At 72.0% G+C, this 15,971-nt stretch carries 14 protein-coding genes and 2 pseudogenes; 11 read left to right on the top strand and 5 right to left on the bottom strand.

Annotated elements, in window-relative coordinates:
* Positions 1–68 precede the first annotated feature (68 nt).
* Genes AB0I77_RS05835 through AB0I77_RS05810 form a run of 6 tightly spaced genes read left to right on the top strand, consistent with a single transcriptional unit; the run spans position 69 to position 6,660 of the window.
* The gene (locus AB0I77_RS05835; protein ID WP_363281089.1) at positions 69–1,013 is read left to right on the top strand and encodes an NADH-quinone oxidoreductase subunit H; all 945 of its coding nucleotides are present in this window, start codon (positions 69–71) and stop codon (positions 1,011–1,013) included.
* Between the two features lie 23 nt (positions 1,014–1,036).
* Positions 1,037–1,609 (top strand): NADH-quinone oxidoreductase subunit J, encoded by a 573-nt coding sequence (locus AB0I77_RS05830; protein ID WP_363281087.1) that lies wholly within the window; start codon positions 1,037–1,039, stop codon positions 1,607–1,609.
* Positions 1,606–1,911, top strand: a complete 306-nt coding sequence (locus tag AB0I77_RS05825; RefSeq protein WP_363281086.1) for an NADH-quinone oxidoreductase subunit K — start codon at positions 1,606–1,608, stop codon at positions 1,909–1,911. Before AB0I77_RS05830 ends, AB0I77_RS05825 begins: the two co-directional genes overlap by 4 nt.
* On the top strand, positions 1,908–3,746 hold the full coding sequence (locus tag AB0I77_RS05820) for a proton-conducting transporter membrane subunit (protein ID WP_363281085.1): 1,839 nt from the start codon (positions 1,908–1,910) through the stop codon (positions 3,744–3,746). Before AB0I77_RS05825 ends, AB0I77_RS05820 begins: the two co-directional genes overlap by 4 nt.
* A gap of 5 nt (positions 3,747–3,751) precedes the next feature.
* Complete coding sequence (locus AB0I77_RS05815; protein WP_363281084.1) at positions 3,752–5,257, top strand: NADH-quinone oxidoreductase subunit M; 1,506 nt, start codon at positions 3,752–3,754, stop codon at positions 5,255–5,257.
* The gene (locus AB0I77_RS05810; RefSeq protein WP_363281082.1) at positions 5,254–6,660 is read left to right on the top strand and encodes an NADH-quinone oxidoreductase subunit N; all 1,407 of its coding nucleotides are present in this window, start codon (positions 5,254–5,256) and stop codon (positions 6,658–6,660) included. Before AB0I77_RS05815 ends, AB0I77_RS05810 begins: the two co-directional genes overlap by 4 nt.
* Positions 6,661–6,837: 177 nt before the next feature.
* Here the strand turns inward: AB0I77_RS05810 and AB0I77_RS05805 are convergent, their stop codons facing one another.
* Together AB0I77_RS05805 and AB0I77_RS05800 are read right to left on the bottom strand one after the other, a co-directional pair.
* Positions 6,838–7,092: a hypothetical protein gene (locus tag AB0I77_RS05805; RefSeq protein ID WP_363281081.1), complete on the bottom strand. Its 255-nt coding sequence runs from the start codon at positions 7,090–7,092 to the stop codon at positions 6,838–6,840.
* A 63-nt stretch (positions 7,093–7,155) separates the two neighbouring features.
* On the bottom strand, positions 7,156–7,977 hold the full coding sequence (locus tag AB0I77_RS05800; protein ID WP_363281080.1) for an SAM-dependent methyltransferase: 822 nt from the start codon (positions 7,975–7,977) through the stop codon (positions 7,156–7,158).
* Positions 7,978–8,394: 417 nt separating this feature from the next.
* On the opposite strand from AB0I77_RS05800, the gene AB0I77_RS05795 reads away from it, so the two are divergent.
* Positions 8,395–9,102, top strand: coding sequence for a TetR/AcrR family transcriptional regulator (locus tag AB0I77_RS05795; protein ID WP_363281079.1), 708 nt, complete (start codon positions 8,395–8,397; stop codon positions 9,100–9,102).
* Between the two features lie 191 nt (positions 9,103–9,293).
* A pseudogene (locus AB0I77_RS05790) lies at positions 9,294–9,479 on the top strand (fatty-acyl-CoA synthase); the annotation flags it as partial.
* A gap of 3 nt (positions 9,480–9,482) precedes the next feature.
* Here AB0I77_RS05790 and AB0I77_RS05785 read toward each other — a convergent pair.
* Positions 9,483–9,587, bottom strand: a pseudogene (locus AB0I77_RS05785) (LysR family transcriptional regulator); the annotation flags it as partial.
* Between the two features lie 359 nt (positions 9,588–9,946).
* Between AB0I77_RS05785 and AB0I77_RS05780 the strand changes: the two are divergent.
* Positions 9,947–11,416, top strand: a complete 1,470-nt coding sequence (locus AB0I77_RS05780) for a family 43 glycosylhydrolase (RefSeq protein WP_363281078.1) — start codon at positions 9,947–9,949, stop codon at positions 11,414–11,416.
* A 237-nt stretch (positions 11,417–11,653) separates the two neighbouring features.
* Here AB0I77_RS05780 and AB0I77_RS05775 read toward each other — a convergent pair whose 3' ends face one another.
* Entirely contained in the window at positions 11,654–12,658 is a 1,005-nt protein-coding gene (locus tag AB0I77_RS05775; RefSeq protein ID WP_363281077.1) for a glycosyltransferase, read from the bottom strand.
* Between the two features lie 221 nt (positions 12,659–12,879).
* On the opposite strand from AB0I77_RS05775, the gene AB0I77_RS05770 reads away from it, so the two are divergent.
* Both AB0I77_RS05770 and AB0I77_RS05765 read left to right on the top strand, forming a co-directional pair.
* Complete coding sequence (locus tag AB0I77_RS05770; RefSeq protein WP_363281076.1) at positions 12,880–13,320, top strand: SRPBCC family protein; 441 nt, start codon at positions 12,880–12,882, stop codon at positions 13,318–13,320.
* A gap of 80 nt (positions 13,321–13,400) precedes the next feature.
* Positions 13,401–14,786 carry a lanthionine synthetase LanC family protein gene (locus AB0I77_RS05765; protein WP_363281075.1) on the top strand — a complete coding sequence of 462 codons (1,386 nt, stop codon included), beginning with the start codon at positions 13,401–13,403 and terminating at the stop codon, positions 14,784–14,786.
* On the opposite strand, the gene AB0I77_RS05760 is transcribed toward AB0I77_RS05765, so the two are convergent.
* Complete coding sequence (locus AB0I77_RS05760) at positions 14,738–15,937, bottom strand: XdhC/CoxI family protein (protein ID WP_363281074.1); 1,200 nt, start codon at positions 15,935–15,937, stop codon at positions 14,738–14,740. The two genes, AB0I77_RS05765 and AB0I77_RS05760, sit on opposite strands and share 49 nt — an antisense overlap.
* Between the last annotated feature and the right edge of the window lie 34 nt (positions 15,938–15,971).

Below are 15,971 nucleotides of genomic sequence, written 5' to 3'. Positions count from 1 at the left end.
CGATGCGTGCGCGCGGCGGGGCCCGCGCACGACGCGCTCGCCCATGCCCCCGCGACAGGGGGCACCCCATGACTGAACGCACCCCCCTGTGGGCGGTCTTCGTCCTGCCCGCCCTCCTGGTCGCGGCGGCCTTGATGACAGCCGGACTCGACGCCGTCCTCGCCGCCGGCGCACGCAACGGGCGGCCGGGATCCCTGCGGGCAGCGGGGGCCCGCGCGTTGGAGCCCGGGCGTGAGGTGGTGCGGCAGCTTGTGCAGCAGTCGCGGCGGACGCGGGCCTCGGACGGGCCGCTGGCCCGGATCGGAGCGGGTCTGCTTCCCGTCGCCGCCGTCCTGGCCGCCGTCGTACTGCCGCTCGGCTTCCGGTCGGTGAGTGATCTGCCGGACGGGATCGTCTGGTTCAACGCGATGGAGGCGTTGGCCTGGGCGGCGGTGTGGCTGGCGGGGTGGGGGCCGAACTCGACGCTCTCGCTGATCGGCGGGTACCGGTTCCTGGCGCAGGGGCTGGCGTACGAGTTGCCGCACATGCTCGCGGTCACCACGGCCGCGCTGGGCGCCGAGTCGTTGCGGGTGGGCGAAGTCGTCGATGCCCAGGACGGGTTGTGGTTCGCGGTATGGATGCCGGCGGCGTTCGGGATCTATCTGCTCAGTGCCATGGCGATGGCGTTCTGGGGGCCGTTCGACCAGCCCGCCGGACAGGACCTCGCCGGTGGCGCGGCCTCGGAGCTGTCGGGGCCGGACCGGGTGCTCTTCCTCGGTGGCCGGTGGCTGCTGCTGGTCGTGGCGGCGGCGTTCAGTGTGCCGCTCTTCCTCGGCGGCGGGCACGGGCCGCTGCTGCCCGGCTGGGCGTGGACCTTACTCAAGACGGCGGCTGTCCTGGCCTTTCTGGTCTGGGTCCGGCGCAGGGTGCCGACCCTGCGCATGGAGCGCTATCTGGAGCTGGCCTGGGTCGTGTTGACCCCGCTGGCCATCGTGCAGGCCCTGGTCGTGGCCGTCGTAGTCCTGAATCGATGACGAGAGCGAGGTGTCGTACGTAAATGGATGTCGCAATGGATGTCGCGGTCTTCTGGGTGCTGGCCCTCCTCGCGGTCGCGAGCGGCGTGATGGTGTTCCGCTTCGACTCCATGGCCCGGGCGACGTTCTCCCTGCTGACCTCGCTGCTGTGCGTGGGCGGCCTGGTGGTGCTGCTGGGGCTGGACTACCTGGGCATCGTCATCGTGCTGATGATGACGATCGAGATGGCCATCATGGCGGTCTTCATGGTGATGTACATGATGAACCCGGCCGGGCTGATGCCGATGACGATGATGCACAACAAGAAGGGCGCGGCCGTCGTCAGCGGCCTCGTCTTCGTGCTCCTCGCCGCCGGGATCCTGCTCGCGCCCTGGCCGGCCCGGCGCGGGAAGGCGCCGGCCGATCCCACCATGGACCTCGGCATGTCCCTCATGGGCCCGCAGATGCTGACCATGATGACGCTGGGCATGGCTCTGTTCGCGACGATCGTCGCGACCGTGGTGCTGGCCACCAGGCGGGGACGGTACGACCGGCTCGGCGACGACCTGCGGGCCGGGCGCCCGGACGATCCCGTACGAGGCGGTGTCGGCCGGTGAGTCTGGAACTGTTTCTGCTGCTTGCCGCCGCGTTGTTCTGCGTCGGGCTGTTCGGAGCCCTCACCCAGCAGTCGATCGTGATGCTGATGATGGGCCTGGAACTGATGCTGGGCGGGGTCATCCTGGGCGCCGGGGCCGTCTGGCACTACATCGCTCCGGCGGCGGCCGACGGCCAGGTGCTGATCGTGCTGGCGGTGACGGCGATGGCTCTGGAGATGGCGATCGGGTTCGCCGTCGTCACCGCCCTGTTCCGCTCGCGGGAGGTCGACATGACCGACATGGCGGCGGAGTTGAAGGAGTGAGCGCCCTGCTGTGGGCGCTGGTCGCCCTGCCGCTCGCTGCCGGTGCGCTGCTGCTCGGCGTGGGGCGCCGGGCCGATCGCGTGGCGCCGGCCGTGGCGCTCACCGTGACGGCCGCCGCCCTGGGGCTCGCGATCACCGCGGCCTTCCGGCACCCGAGCGTGCGGGCGCCGTTCCTCGACGGGCTGCCGATGCGGTTCGCGGTGGACGGCCTGTCGGGGGTGCTGGTGATCACGGTCACCGCCGTCACCCTCGCCGTACTCCTCTTCAGCGCGGCCGAGTTCGGCGCCGACGAGGCGCGGGCGCGCTTCTTCGGGCTGATGCTGCTGTTCGCCGGGAGCATGCTCGCCACGGTGACCGCCGCGACCCTCCCGGTCCTGCTCATGGGCTGGGAAGTCATGGGCGCCACCTCGTGGGCGCTGATCGGCTACTGGTGGCGGGACCCGGAGCGCACGAGCGCCGCCGACACCGCGTTCCTCACCACCCGCACCGCCGACCTCGGCCTCTACCTGGCGGCAGGTGCCGCGCTCGCGAGCGGCCAGGACCCGACGCTCTCGCTCGACGGCCTCGCACGCGCCGACGACCCGTGGCTGTCCTTCCTCACGGCGGGCATCATCGTCGCGGCCCTCGGGAAGTCGGCCCAACTGCCGTTCAGCTTCTGGCTGTCGAAGGCCATGCAGGGCCCGAGCCCGGTCTCCGCGCTGCTGCACTCGGCGACGATGGTCGTCGCGGGGGCGTATCTGCTGCTGCGCACCGGGCCGCTGCTGGACGCCTCCGGCTGGGGCGACGACGTGGTCGCCTGGACCGGCGCCGCCACCGCGCTCTGTCTCGGGCTCGTCGCCGTGGCACAGACGGACCTCAAGCAGCTGCTCGCCGCGTCGAGTTGTGCGCAGATCGGCTTCATGGTGCTGGCCGCCGGTGCCGGCGCGACCTCCGGCGGCACGCTGCAACTCATCGCCCACGCGGCGGCGAAGAGCCTCCTCTTCCTCGCCGCGGGCGCCTGGCTGACGGCCCTGGGCACGCAGCGGCTCCCGGAGCTGCTCGGTGCCGCCCGCCACAGCCGGACGGTCGGCGTGGCCTTCACCGTGGCCGCGCTCTCCCTCGCCGGGCTCCCGCCGCTCTCACTGTGGGCCGCCAAGGACGTGCTGCTGGCGGGAGCCCTCGACCGCAGCCCCTGGCTCTACGCCGCCGGACTGGCCGGCGCTGTCCTCTCGGCGGTCTACAGCGCGAAGGCCCTGTGGTACGTGTGGCAGCGTGCGGTGCCACGGCCCGCCGCTGCCCGCCGTCGCATCCCGGGTGGCGCGGTGACGCCCCTGGTGCTGCTGGCCGTGGCATGCGTCGCGCTGACGCCGCTGGCCTTCCCCCCGCTGCGTGACAGTGTCGGGCGGGTTCTCGCCGGCCCCGTTCAACCGGCGCCGCACGCCTGGGAGTTGGCGGTCTCCGGGGGTCTCGCCCTGCTCGCGGTCGCGGTCACCTGGACCTGGCGAACGCGCCCGTCGGCGAAGCCGCTCTTCGTCGACTGGCTGCACCTGGAACGCGCCGCCCACCTCCTCCTGGTCGCCCCCGTCGTGCAGCTCGCGCACCTGGCCGCCGCCTTCGACGACCGGGTTGTGGACCGTGCCGTCGACGGTTCGGCCGCCCTCGCCATGCGGTTCGCCCGCTGGACGGACGGCGTCGTGGAGCGTGCCCTCGACGGGACGGTCACCGCCCTCGCCGCCGGAACCCGCGCGCTGGGCCGCTGGTCCCGCCTCCCGCAGACCGGCCAGGTGCACCAGTACCTGGCCCAGGCAGTCGCCGCCTTCACCGTCCTCGCCGTCGTGCTCGTCCTCGTGAGGTGACCCCCTTGTTGTCCGCCCTCGTCTTCGCGCCCACGGCTGTCGCTCTGCTGCTGTTCGCACTCCCCCGCCGTACGACGCCGGCGGTGTTCCGCGCCGTCTGGGTGGCGGCGTCGGCCGTCGAGCTCGCCCTGGTCGTCGCCCTGTGGATCGGGTACGACGCCGGCGGCGGCATGCAGTACGAGGAGCGCGCCCGCTGGATCCCGAGCGCGGGCGTCGGCTACCACGTCGGCGTGGACGGGCTCTCCCTGCCGCTGCTCGCCCTCACCTGTCTGCTGTTCCTCGCGTGCGCGCTGTACTCACTGCGCGAGAAGCGCCGGATCCGCGAGTTCGCCGCGCTGTTCCTCTTCCTGGAGACCACCTGCCTGGGGCTGTTCGCGGCCCTGGACCTGATCCTGTTCTTCGTCTACTTCGACCTGTCCATCGTGGCGATGTACTTCGTCATCGCGGGCTGGGGCCACCGGCAGGCGGCCCGGGCCGCGCTGAAGTTCTTCCTCTACACCTTCGTCGGTTCGCTCGCCCTGCTGCTCGGCTTCATCGGGCTGTACCTGGCCGCGTCGCCGCACACCTTCGACATGGTCGAGCTGACCAAGCAGAACCCGCTGGCCGGACGCTCCGTCTACGGCGCCCTCGTGCTCCTCGCCATCGTCGTCGGCCTGGCCGTGAAGACCCCGACGGTGCCCTTCCACACCTGGCTGCCGCCGGCCCACGTGGAGGCGCCCGCGGCCGGTTCGGCCATCCTGGCCGGGGTGCTGCTGAAGATGGGCACGTACGGCTTCGTCCGCATCGCCATGCCCATGCTCCCCGAGGCCTGGCGCCGCTACGCCCTCGTCCTGGTCGTCATCGGTGTCATCTCGGTCCTGCACGGCGCGCTGGTCGCCCTCGCCCAGACCGACTTCAAGCGGATGGTCGCCTACACCTCCGTGAACCACATGGGGTACATCGTGCTCGCGATCGGCGCCGCCGCGGCGACCGCGGACAGCTCCGCGCAGGCCCGCTCCCTCGCCGTCACCGGAGCGGTCACGCAGATGGTCAGCCACGGACTGCTCACCGCCGCGCTGTTCCTCCTCGCCGGGGTGCTGTACGAGCGCGGACGGACGTACGACATGCCCGCCTACTCCGGGCTCGCCGCCGCGGCCCCGGCCTTCGCGGCCCTGACCGGCGTCGCGGCCTTCGCCTCGCTCGGCCTGCCCGGGTTCTCCGGCTTCATCGCCGAGTTCCAGATCTTCACGGGCAGCCTCGGACCACGGCCGGTGGCCACGGCGCTCTCGGTACTCGGCATCCTGCTCACGGCCGGGCTGTTCCTGCGCGCGCTGCGGCAGATCTTCACCGGGCCGCTGCGGCTGCCCGACGCGCCGGGCACGCCACGCGTGTTCCCCGACATCCGCGCGCACGAGGCCCTCGCCGTCGTACCCCTGCTCGTCCTGGCCGTCGTCCTCGGCGTGGCACCACGCTTCCTGCTCGACGTCATCGAGCCGGCCTCCCGGTCCGTCCTGGAGTTGCTCGCCCGATGAACGAGATGAACGAGAACCCGCTCGACCTCCTGCCCGAGGTCCTGCTCGCCGCGTCCGCCGTGCTCGGCCTGCTGCTCGGCTCGTGGCTGCCGCGCGCCCGGCAGTGGGCCGTCGGTCTGCTGGCGGCCCTCGCGTGCGTGGCCGGCATCGCCGCCGCCTCGGTGGCCGCCGCCGAGCCCGCCACGACCGCCTTCGGCGAGGCCTTCACCGTCGACCCGGTGACGAGCACCTCCCGGATCGTGATCCTCGGCGGCACGCTCCTCGTCCTCGCCCTCTCCTTCGGCCCCCTGCGCGGGGACCCCCGGGAGAGCGAGTTCTACGTCCTGCTCCAACTGGCCTCGCTGGGCGCGCTGATGATGGCCGGGGCGCAGGACCTGTTGCTGCTCGCCGCCGCGTACCTGCTGGCCAGCATCCCCGCGTACACCCTCGCGGGGTTCCGCAAGGACGGGCCGGGCACCGAAGCCGCCCTGAAGTACTACGTGATCGGGGCGCTGCTGGGCGTCTTCCTGCTGACCGGGATCACCGTCCTGTACGCCGCCGGGGGCGGCACCGGCTACCCGATGCTCGGGGAGGCCTTCCGCGACGCGCCCGAGGCGCTGCTGGCCACGGGGGCGATCGGGCTGCTGGCGGGCGTCCTGTTCAAGGCCGGCGGCGTGCCCGCGCACTTCTGGGTGCCCGACGCCGTGCAGGGCAGCAGCCCTCCGGTGGCGGCACTCCTCACCACCCTCCCGAAGATCGGGGCACTGGCCGCGCTCTTCCGCCTCGGGGACGTCGTCTTCGCGGACAGCACGCTGCCGTGGCCCGCGCTCGTCGCCGTACTGGCCGCCGCGTCGATGACGCTCGGCAACCTGGGGGCGTTCTTCCAGCAGGACGTGAAGCGGCTGCTCGCCTACTCGACGATCAGTCAGGTCGGTTACCTGCTCATGCCGGTGGCCGTGGCCTCACGCGCGGACCTCGCCCAGCAGTCGCTGCTGTACTACCTCGCGGCGTACACGGTCACCAACCTCGGCGCCTTCGCCGTGGTCTGCGCACTCCCGCGTGCCCACACCCTCGACGACTACCGAGGGCTCGCGAAGGAGCGCCCGCTGCTCGCCGCGAGCCTCGTCATCTGCCTGCTGGGACTGGTCGGTACACCGCCGACCGCGGTCTTCCTCGGCAAACTCGAGGTGTTCAGCGCCGCGTTCGACGGCGGCTACGCGTGGCTCGCCGTCGTGGCCGCCGTCAACACGGTGGCGTCCCTCTTCTACTACCTGCGCTGGATCGTGCCCGCGGCCTCCCGGACCGGGGCGCCGGGGCATGTGGAAGGTGACCGCGCGGCACGCGTCGTCGCGTACGTGGCTACGGCGGCCTCCCTCGGACTCGGCCTGGCGGGCGGGCCTGTGCTGGCGGCCCTGGCGGGGTGACCAGGGGCACCGCGGTCGCGCACGTGACTACGGCGCTCTCACCCGGACTCGGCCTGGCGGGCGGGCCCGTGCTGGCGGCCCTGGCGGCTTGACGAAGGTGCCTGGCGGCTTGACGAGGTGCCTGGCGGCTTGACGGGGTGCACCGCAGCCCCGCCGTCAGTGCGCCATGACCGGCCCCTACGCCGGATCCGGCCGCTCCGCCGGCAGCAGCGCACCGGCGGCGACCAGCGCGGCGATGATCGCGCACTCGGTGAAGGCGTCGTCGGAGCCGCCGGTGCGGCCGTCGCGCCCGCGCCGCCGCCCTCCAGGCTCGCCCTCGGCGATGGTCGAATTGACGGCGACGCCGAGCGCGGCGCCGAGTTCGTGCGAGGTGCTGACGAGGCCGAAGGCCGGCCCCATGTCCTGGTGCGGCAGTCCGTAGATGGTCCGCACCCTCACCGACGTGCTCGACGCTTCCGCCTCGACGGATCACGAACCGGGGCCGACCGCCCCGCCTCAGGACTTGCGCCCCACCCCGCAGTAGGCGTCGACCGTGGCAGCGGTGGCCGGAACAGGCGAGTCGGGACGCCATGCGGGCACCTGGACGATGCCGGGCTCGACCAGTTCGAGACCGTCGAAGAACCCGGCGATCTCCTCGACCTCGCGCACGTAGTACGGCACCGCCCCGCTCGCGTTGTACGCCTCCGACGCGGCGATCATCCCCGGGCTGGTGGCGGTGCTGTCGCTGATCACCAGATAACTGCCCGAGGGAAGGCCGTCCATGAGCCGGCGCACCAGTCCGCGGGCCTGGTCGTAGTCGGCGACATGGCCGAGCGTGTTGAGGATCATCAGGGCGACCGGCTGCGATAAGTCGAGGGTGCCCGCGGCGGCCTCCAGGACGGCCTCGGGTTCGTACAGGTCGGCGTTCAGATAGGCGGTCTTGCCTTCGCGGGTGCTGGTGAGCAGGGCGTGTGCGTGGGCCAGCACGATGGGGTCGTTGTCGACGTACACGATCCGGGCGTCCGGGGCCACGCGCTGGGCCACCTCGTGCGTGTTGTCGGCGGTCGGCAGGCCGGTGCCGATGTCCAGGAACTGCCGGATGCCCTGTTCACCGGCGAGATGGCGGACGGCGCGGCCCAGGAAGTGCCGGCTCGTGAGCGCCACGTCGACGAGGCCGGGAAAGATCTCCTTGATCTGGTCCCCGATCTCCTGGTCGACCTCGTAGTGGTCCTTGCCGCCGACGAAGTAGTTCCAGAAGCGGGCCGAGTGCGGCTTGGAGGTGTCGATCCGGACGCGTGCCTTCGCGTCATCGGTGACCTGGGGATTGGGATCCGGCACGGCGGAGCCTCCTGCGGCTTGGCGTTGATGATCAGAGCACCAACGTAGGTGAACTCGCCGTGGAGACAGGGGGGTTCCGGGGAGATGACCATCACGCACCGTGGAGTTTTGGCCAACCATCGGCGGGGCGTGCGAGCTGAGGACTGCGGGAGGAACCGATGGTTCCCGCCGCCCTCGGCCGCTTCCAGTACGTCCCTCGACTCCCGCTCTGGAAGCTACCGAAGAACGCCACCACCACGCCCCCGGCGGCGATCGGCAGCCCGGCGATGCCGTTGGCGCCCGGCCCTTGGCCAGGACGGCGCCTGAGTCATGAGCAGTCCCCGCTACGCTCGCGCGAGCGGCACGCCGTCCGCGCCCGTCTTTTAATGCACCGTTTGGTCTAGCAAACTGGGTTGACCGTCAGCGGGGAGAGAAGCCATGCCACGACCACCGGGCCACGGGCCGGATTTCGAGGTCAGGCGCCAGAAGATCATCGATACGGCGGCCTCGCTGTTCGCCCGCCAGGGCTACGCGGCGACGTCCATCAACGATCTGGGCCGCGCGGTCGGGCTCGCCAAGGGCGCGCTGTACTACTACATCGGCTCCAAGGAAAACCTGCTCATCGAGATCCAGTCGCGGGTGATGGGGCCCCTGCTCGCCCGCGCCCGGCAGATCGCGGCCCTCGACGAGGAGCCGCTGGTCAGGCTGCGCCTGCTGTCGGAGTCGCTGCTGACGATCATCTACCGCAGGCTCGACCACATCTGGGTCTACGAGCACGACTACCGCAGCCTCACCGGCGACTATCTCCAGACCCTGCTGCGCCAGCGCTCCGACTTCGAGCACCTGGTCATGGGTCTGCTCACGGAGGCCATCGAGGACGGGACCTTCCGCGCGGTCGAACCGCGCCTGGCCACCCTGCAGTTCCTCAATCTGCACAACCACACCTACCAGTGGGTCAAGCCGGACGGCCGCTGGGACGCCGCGGACCTGTCGCGGGAGTACTGCTCGACCCTGTTCCGCGGGCTCGCGGCCCGCGTCACGGCCCTGCCGGACGTCGAGGCGCAGGCCGCGCGGTTCAAGCACGACCGGACCGACCTGCCGCTCGACCCCGAGGCGGTCTGGGAGCCTGCCTCGCTGGCGAGCTGACACGGCTGACGGAGGACCCATGTCGGCGATCTTGTGCGCGATCGCCTGGAAGTCGGACAGCGGGCGGCCGAACTGGTGCCGCCCCGTGGCGTGTTTGACGCCAGCGCGAGTGCCGCCTTGGCCAGCGACAGGCCAAGGGCGGCGACGCTGATCCGGCCCTTTTCGAGGACGGACAGGAACTGGCGCAGCCCGCCGCCCTGCGAGGCGGCTGGCTCCACACCGGGGACATCGGGCACGTCGACGAGGACGGCTTCCTCTACATCGACGACCGCAAGAAGGACATGATCGCCTCGGGCGGAGAGAACATCGCCACCCCCGAGGGGGAACGGGTCCTGTACGAGCACCCCGCCGTCCTGGAGGCCGCCGTGGTGGGGCTCCAGCACCTGCCGGTAGACGAGGCCGGGACGCGGGTACTGGTGGGCGGTGGACTCGGCGGTCACGCCGACGCCGCGGCCCGTGGAGGTCTCGGTGAGCCAGTCGTCGACACCGTCGCTCTGGCCGCCACGCGCCGCCGCGTGGGCCTGCGCTGTGCGCTGATCGCGGCGGCGGCCGGGCTGTCCGCCCTGATGCTCCTGCCGGTGGGTGTCGTCCTCGTGCTGCGGCAGCCGCCGGGCGCGGAGGCCGTCGGATACGCGGTCGCGGCGGGCGTGCCCTCCTCGGCGGTGCCGTACCTCGCGGACCTCTTCACGTTGCGCAGGCCTTCGGGTTGTTCGTCGCCGCGAACACGCTGAGCGTCGCCCGTGTAAAGCACAGGTGACGAAACTGTTGACCCGAACATGGCTCCCACCTATCTTCTGATCGAATTCACGAACTGCGTTCGACATTACGAACAGGATGGTCTCCTATGCGTGGACTGCTCGTCGGTGTGAGACGCAACGCCGGACGGCTCCTCCTGGCCGTCCTGGTCGCCCTGGCGGCCTGCCTGACCGGCCCCGGCACCACCGCCCAGGCCGCGGTGCCCGCCTCCCCCGCCGTGACCTACACCAACCCGATCGCGGAGAAGCGGGCGGACCCGCACATCTTCAAACACACCGACGGCTACTACTACTTCACCGCGACCGTGCCCGAGTACGACCGCATAGTGCTGCGCCGGGCGACCACCATCCAGGGCCTCAGGACGGCGCCCGAGACGACGATCTGGACCAAGCACGCCAGTGGCGTGATGGGCGCCCACATCTGGGCGCCGGAGATCCACTACATCGACGGCAAGTGGTACGTGTACTTCGCCGCCGGCTCCACCAGTGACGTGTGGGCGATCCGGATGTACGTCCTGGAGGGCACCGGCGCCAACCCGCTCACCGCCGCCTGGAGCGAGAAGGGGCAGATCAAGACCCGGTGGGAGAGCTTCTCCCTGGACGCCACCACCTTCGTCGTGAACGGCGTGCGCTATCTGTCCTGGGCGCAGCGCGACCCGTCGGTCGACAACAACACCGACATCTACCTTGCGAAGATGTCCAGCCCCTGGGCCATCACCGGCACTCCGGTCCGGCTGTCCCGACCCACCTACGCCTGGGAGACGGTCGGTTACAAGGTGAACGAGGGCCCGGCGGTCATCCAGCACGGCGGCAAGGTCTTCATGTCGTACTCCGCCAGCGCCACCGACAGCAACTACTGCCTGGGGCTGCTGTCCGCCTCCGCGGGCGCCGACCTGCTCAACCCGGCTTCCTGGACGAAGACTCCGACGCCGGTCTTCACCAGCAACGCGGCCACCGGCCAGTACGGTCCGGGCCACAACTCCTTCACCGTCTCCGAGGACGGCAAGAGCGACGTCCTCGTCTACCACGACCGCGACTACAAGGACATCAGCGGCGATCCGCTCAACGACCCCAACCGCCGCACGCGCGTCCAGAAGCTGTACTGGAAGGCCGACGGCACGCCCGACTTCGGCATCCCGGTGGCCGACGGGGTCACCCCGCAGCGCCTGTCGTCGTACAACTTCCCGGACCGCTTCGTCCGCCACTACGACTTCCGCGCCCGGACCGACACGAACGTCTCCCCGCTCGCGGACTCGCAGTTCCGGGTGGTCCCCGGCCTGACCGGCAGCGGAGCCGTGTCCCTGGAGTCGGCGAACTTCCCCGGCTACTACCTGCGGCACGACAACTTCGAGGTCTGGGTGGAGAAGAACGACGGCACGGCCCAGTTCGCCTCCGACGCGAGCTTCTCCCAGCGCGCCGGGCTGTCGGACTCGGCAGGCGTCTCCTACGAGTCGTACAACTATCCCGGCCGCTACATCCGCCACTACGGCAATCTGCTGTACGTCCAAGCCCTGAGCACGGCCACCGACCGGGCGGACGCCACGTTCTACGGCCAGTGACGCGCGACACCCCAGCCTCTGAGCCGGCCCGGAACGGGTACGGGCAGGGGCAGCGGGAGAAGTGACGGCACGGAAGGCCGGCCATGCTGACGTACGCGGTTCCCCTGTGGGACATGAGCAACGGGCAGGAGCTGCATCAGCTGGCCGAACTCGGGCTCGCCCTGCTGCTGTCCAGCCTCATCGGCTGGGAACGGGCAGCCCGGCAGAACCCCGGCCGGCACGGCCCTGACACACAGCTCACAGCGCGACCTCCCGCCAAGCGGGGGCGTCACGGTACCGCCACAGGCCGCTGAGCCAGTGCCAGGTAGCCGTGGGCGGGATGAGCGCGCTGGTCACGAGCATGGTGGTCACCTCGTACCGGGTGCGCGGCCCGGGGGCGATCCGCGTCCAGGCGAACTCGCCGGTGCCGACGGCCCAGCCGAGCGCGCAGGCCGCGGCGGCCCGGCGGCGTCCGGCGACCGCGAGGGCGCAGGCGGCGGTGCCGGCCGCGGTGATCGCGAGGTGGCGGCGCAGCCGGCCGCGCGGTGCCACCGCCTTGTGCCACCAGTCGGGGCCGTGCAGATACCGCATGAGGGCGTCGTCGGCGTTGCCGCGCTGGGCGCGCAGGGACACCCAGCGGGAGGCGGGGCGCACGGGGTGGCGGGTGGTGCGGCGGCCCTGCCGGATACGCCAGCCGGCGTCGAGGACGCGCAGGGCGAGGTCGGCGTCCTCGCGGAAGGCACGCCGGAAGCGTTCGTCGAAGCCGCCGACCTGTTTGAGGGCGTCGGTGCGGTAGGCCATGTCGGCGGTGATCCAGCGGGCCTGCGCGAGTGCGGCCGTGTCGCGTTCCCAGTCGGTGGGACGGCGCTCGCCGGGCAGCGGTACGGCGATCACGCCCTGGATGCCCGCGGTGTCGGGGGTCGTGTCGGCCAGGTCCTGCACCAGCTGTTCGCACCAGTGCGGGCCCACCTGGACGTCGTCGTCGAGGAAGGCGACCCAGGCCGAGGTGACCACGCGCAGACCGGTGTTGCGGGCGGCGGCGGGTCCGCGCCCGCAGCCCGGTATCACCGTCGTACGGTCGCGCAGGTCGCCCAGGACGCTGAGCGGGTGTTCCAGCGGGCCGGGGTCGGGGTCGGGCCGGTCGTCGACGAGGACGATCTCCTGCGGCTTGGGCCCGGTCGCGGCGACGAGCGCGGCGAGGCAGTCGGCGAGGGTGTCGCGCACGAGGGTGGGCACGACGACGGCGTAGGCGGGCCGGTTCATCCGTACGCCCTCCTGCAGACGAGGACTCCGAGCTTCGCGGGTGCCGTAGTAAGGGCTGCCTCAAACACTTGGCGACAACTCGGCACGAAATACCCTGAATTTTCGCTCTACGTCCTACTCGGGTACCGCTCTGTCACCGGTCACGCCCGGTTTCGGACAGGGACGCGAGTCGACCACTGTACGAACGCGCTGCTCACCGCCCCGCACCCTACGATCGTCCCGTGGTCGACTTCATCCTCGAACGTACGGCACCGCTCTCCCTCGACGAGGCGTGGCGCCGCCTCACTCAGTGGCCCCGCCATGGCGATACCGTCCCGCTGACCCGCGTCACCGTGGTCACGTCCCCGCCGACGGGAGCGGGCACGGTCTTCGTGGCCCGTTCGGGCATCGGCCCGCTCGCCTTCGACGACCGGATGGAGGTCACGGTGTGGCGCCCGCCCACGGACGGCCTGCCCGGTCTGTGCCGTCTGGAAAAGCGGGGCCGGGTCGTCACGGGGTGGGCCGAGATCGAGGTGCGGTCGGGCCCGGGCGGCCGTACGCGCGTGCTCTGGCGCGAGGAGCTGCGGGTGCGCCTGCTGCCCGGCTTCTTCGACCCCGTACTGCGGGCCGGTGCGCGGTCGGTGTTCGGACGGGCGGTCAACGACCTGCTCAGACGACCCTGACACCCGCGGTCCTCCGCACGCGGCACCCGCGAGTGGGGGCCGTCCGAGCGCGCCCCCGCCCGGATGCCAGAGTGAGCGCCATGACGGAGACGGAAGCAACGACCGTGGCGGTGGACGAGGTTGAGGCCCTGGCGGTGGACGCCTTGGGGTGGCTGCTCGGGCAGGCGCGGGACACGGGGGACGGCGGCCTCGCCTGGACCACGCGGCCGTCCGACGACAAGCTCAACCCCATGCTCTACAGCGGTACGGCCGGAATCGTCCCCGTACTCCTGGAGGCATGGCGGCACTTCGGCGACGACACCTACGCCGACACCGCCCTGCGCGCCGCCCGCGGTCTCGTGGCCGCCGTCGACGAAGAGGAGGACAGCTCCCTGTACTTCGGCCTGACCGGCATGGCCCTCGCCCTGCGCACCGTCCACGCCGAACTGGGCGACCCCGCCGCCGACGCCGCCGCGGACCGCGCCCTGGGGCACGTGCGGGCACGCTTCGACGGGACGCGCTGGGGCGAACAGTTCGACCTGATGGGCGGCAACGCCGGCATCGGCCTCGGCGCGCTGCTGGCCGGCGACGCCGACCTGGCCGTACGCGCGGTGGAGCCCTACCTGCGCACGACCGAGCCGACGCCGACGGGCGTCCGCTGGGAGGGCCGCATCGGCAGGTACGGTCGCATGCACCACATCTCGCACGGCACGCTCGGCATCGTGTACGCGCTGGCCTCCGTCGCAGCGGCGACGGGCCGCGCGGACCTGGTCGACCTGGCGCTGGCCGGCGCCGCGGACGTCGTGGCCCGCGACGAGGCGGGCCCGGCCGGTTTCCTGGTCCCGCACTCCGATCCGCAGCACCTTCCCGACCGGATCGAACGCTACAGCTACGGCTGGTGCCACGGCCCGGCCGGCGACGCCCAAGTCTTCCGTCAACTCCGGGACGTGCTCGCCGCCCCGGCCGCCTGGTCGGCCCTGGCCGACCGCTGCTGGCACACCGTGACCCACTCCGGCCTGCCGAGCCGGCCGCGCCCCGGCTTCTGGGACAACAACGGCCGCTGCTGCGGCACGGCGGGCGTGCTGGCCCTGGCCTGCGACCGGATGGCCGAGCAGGGCCGGATGGCCGAACAGGACGGTATGCCCGAGAAGGACGGTATGCCCGAGAAGGGGGGCGCCCACGACTTCGCCTGCGTCCTCGTCGCGGACATCGCCGCCCGGGCGGTCCGGGACGGCGACGGGGCGCGTTGGTCGAACGTCGAGCACAAGGTCACCCCGAGCGACCTCGAACCCTGCACCGGGTGGGCGATGGGCAACGCGGGCATCGCACGCGAACTGCTGCGCTTCGTACGGCTGAGCCGGGGCGGCGCCCCGGACTACGCCTTCGCCTGGCCGGACCAGCCGGCGGTACGCCGAAGCCCCGTTCAGGCCACCGACGTTCAGGCCACCGACCCGATCCGCCCCGTCGGCACCGACGTCCCGTCGTGATGGATCGGCGTGTGCGCGCCGGTCAGTGAGACCCCGCTGCCGCCCCGCCGGTCGGCAACGATCTCGGCGGCGATCGACAGGGCCGTCTCCTCCGGTGTCCGGGCGCCGAGGTCCAGCCCGATCGGGGACCTGAGCCGCGCCAACTCCAGCTCGGCGACGCCCACTTCACGCAGCCGCTCCATGCGTTCGAGGTGGGTGCGCCGGGAGCCCATCGCGCCGACGTACGCCACCGGGAGCCGCAGGGCGAGCTCCAGCAGGGGTACGTCGAACTTGGCGTCGTGGGTGAGCACGCACAGCACGGTGCGGGCGTCGACCTCGGTGCGCTCCAGGTACCGGTGCGGCCACTCGACGACGATCTCGTCGGCCTCCGGGAAGCGGGCCTTCGTCGCGAAGACGGGCCGCGCGTCGCACAGCGTCACGTGGTAGTTCAGGAACTTGCCGACCCGCACCAGCGCCGACGAGAAGTCGATCGCCCCGAAGACGATCATCCGGGGCGGCGGAACGGACGACTCCACCAGCACGGTGAGCGGTGCTCCGCAACGAGAGCCCTGCTCTGAGATCTCCAGCGTGCCGGTGCGGCCCGCGTCCAGGAAGGCGCCGGCCTCCGCGGCGACCGTGCGGTCCAGTTCGGGGTGGGCGCCGAAGCCTCCGTCGTACCCGCCCTCGTACCCGCCGTCGTGCGCCCCCTCGCTCCCGCCGTCGTACGCCCCCTCGGGCCGGACCACGAGCGCCCGGCCCACGAGCTCCGCCGGGCCGGACACGATCCGGGCCAGCGCCGCCGTCTGCCCGCCCGCGGCGGCGGCGAGCGCGGCCGTGACCACCGGCCGGACCGGGTCACCGGCCCGCACCGGCGCCACGAGGATGTCGATGACGCCGCCGCAGGACAGGCCGACGGCGAAGGCGTCGTCATCGCTGTAGCCGAAGCGCTCCAGGACCGGCTCCCCGTCCTCCAGCACCTGCCCGCACAACTCGTAGACGGCGCCCTCCACACAGCCGCCGGAGACCGAGCCGATCACCGTGCCGTCGGCGTCGACCGCGAGGGCCGCGCCGGGCTCTCGGGGCGCGCTGCCGCCGACGGCCACCACGGTGGCCACGGCGAAGTCGCGTCCCTGCTCGACCCACCGGTTCAGCTCCTCGGCGATGTCCAGCATCTCGGTCTCCTAACGGGTGCGTGAGCGGGTGTCG

Source organism: Streptomyces sp. NPDC050619, from assembly GCF_040654815.1.
Classification (GTDB): Bacteria; Actinomycetota; Actinomycetes; order Streptomycetales; family Streptomycetaceae; genus Streptomyces.
This window is presented reverse-complemented; position numbering and strand designations above follow the sequence as displayed.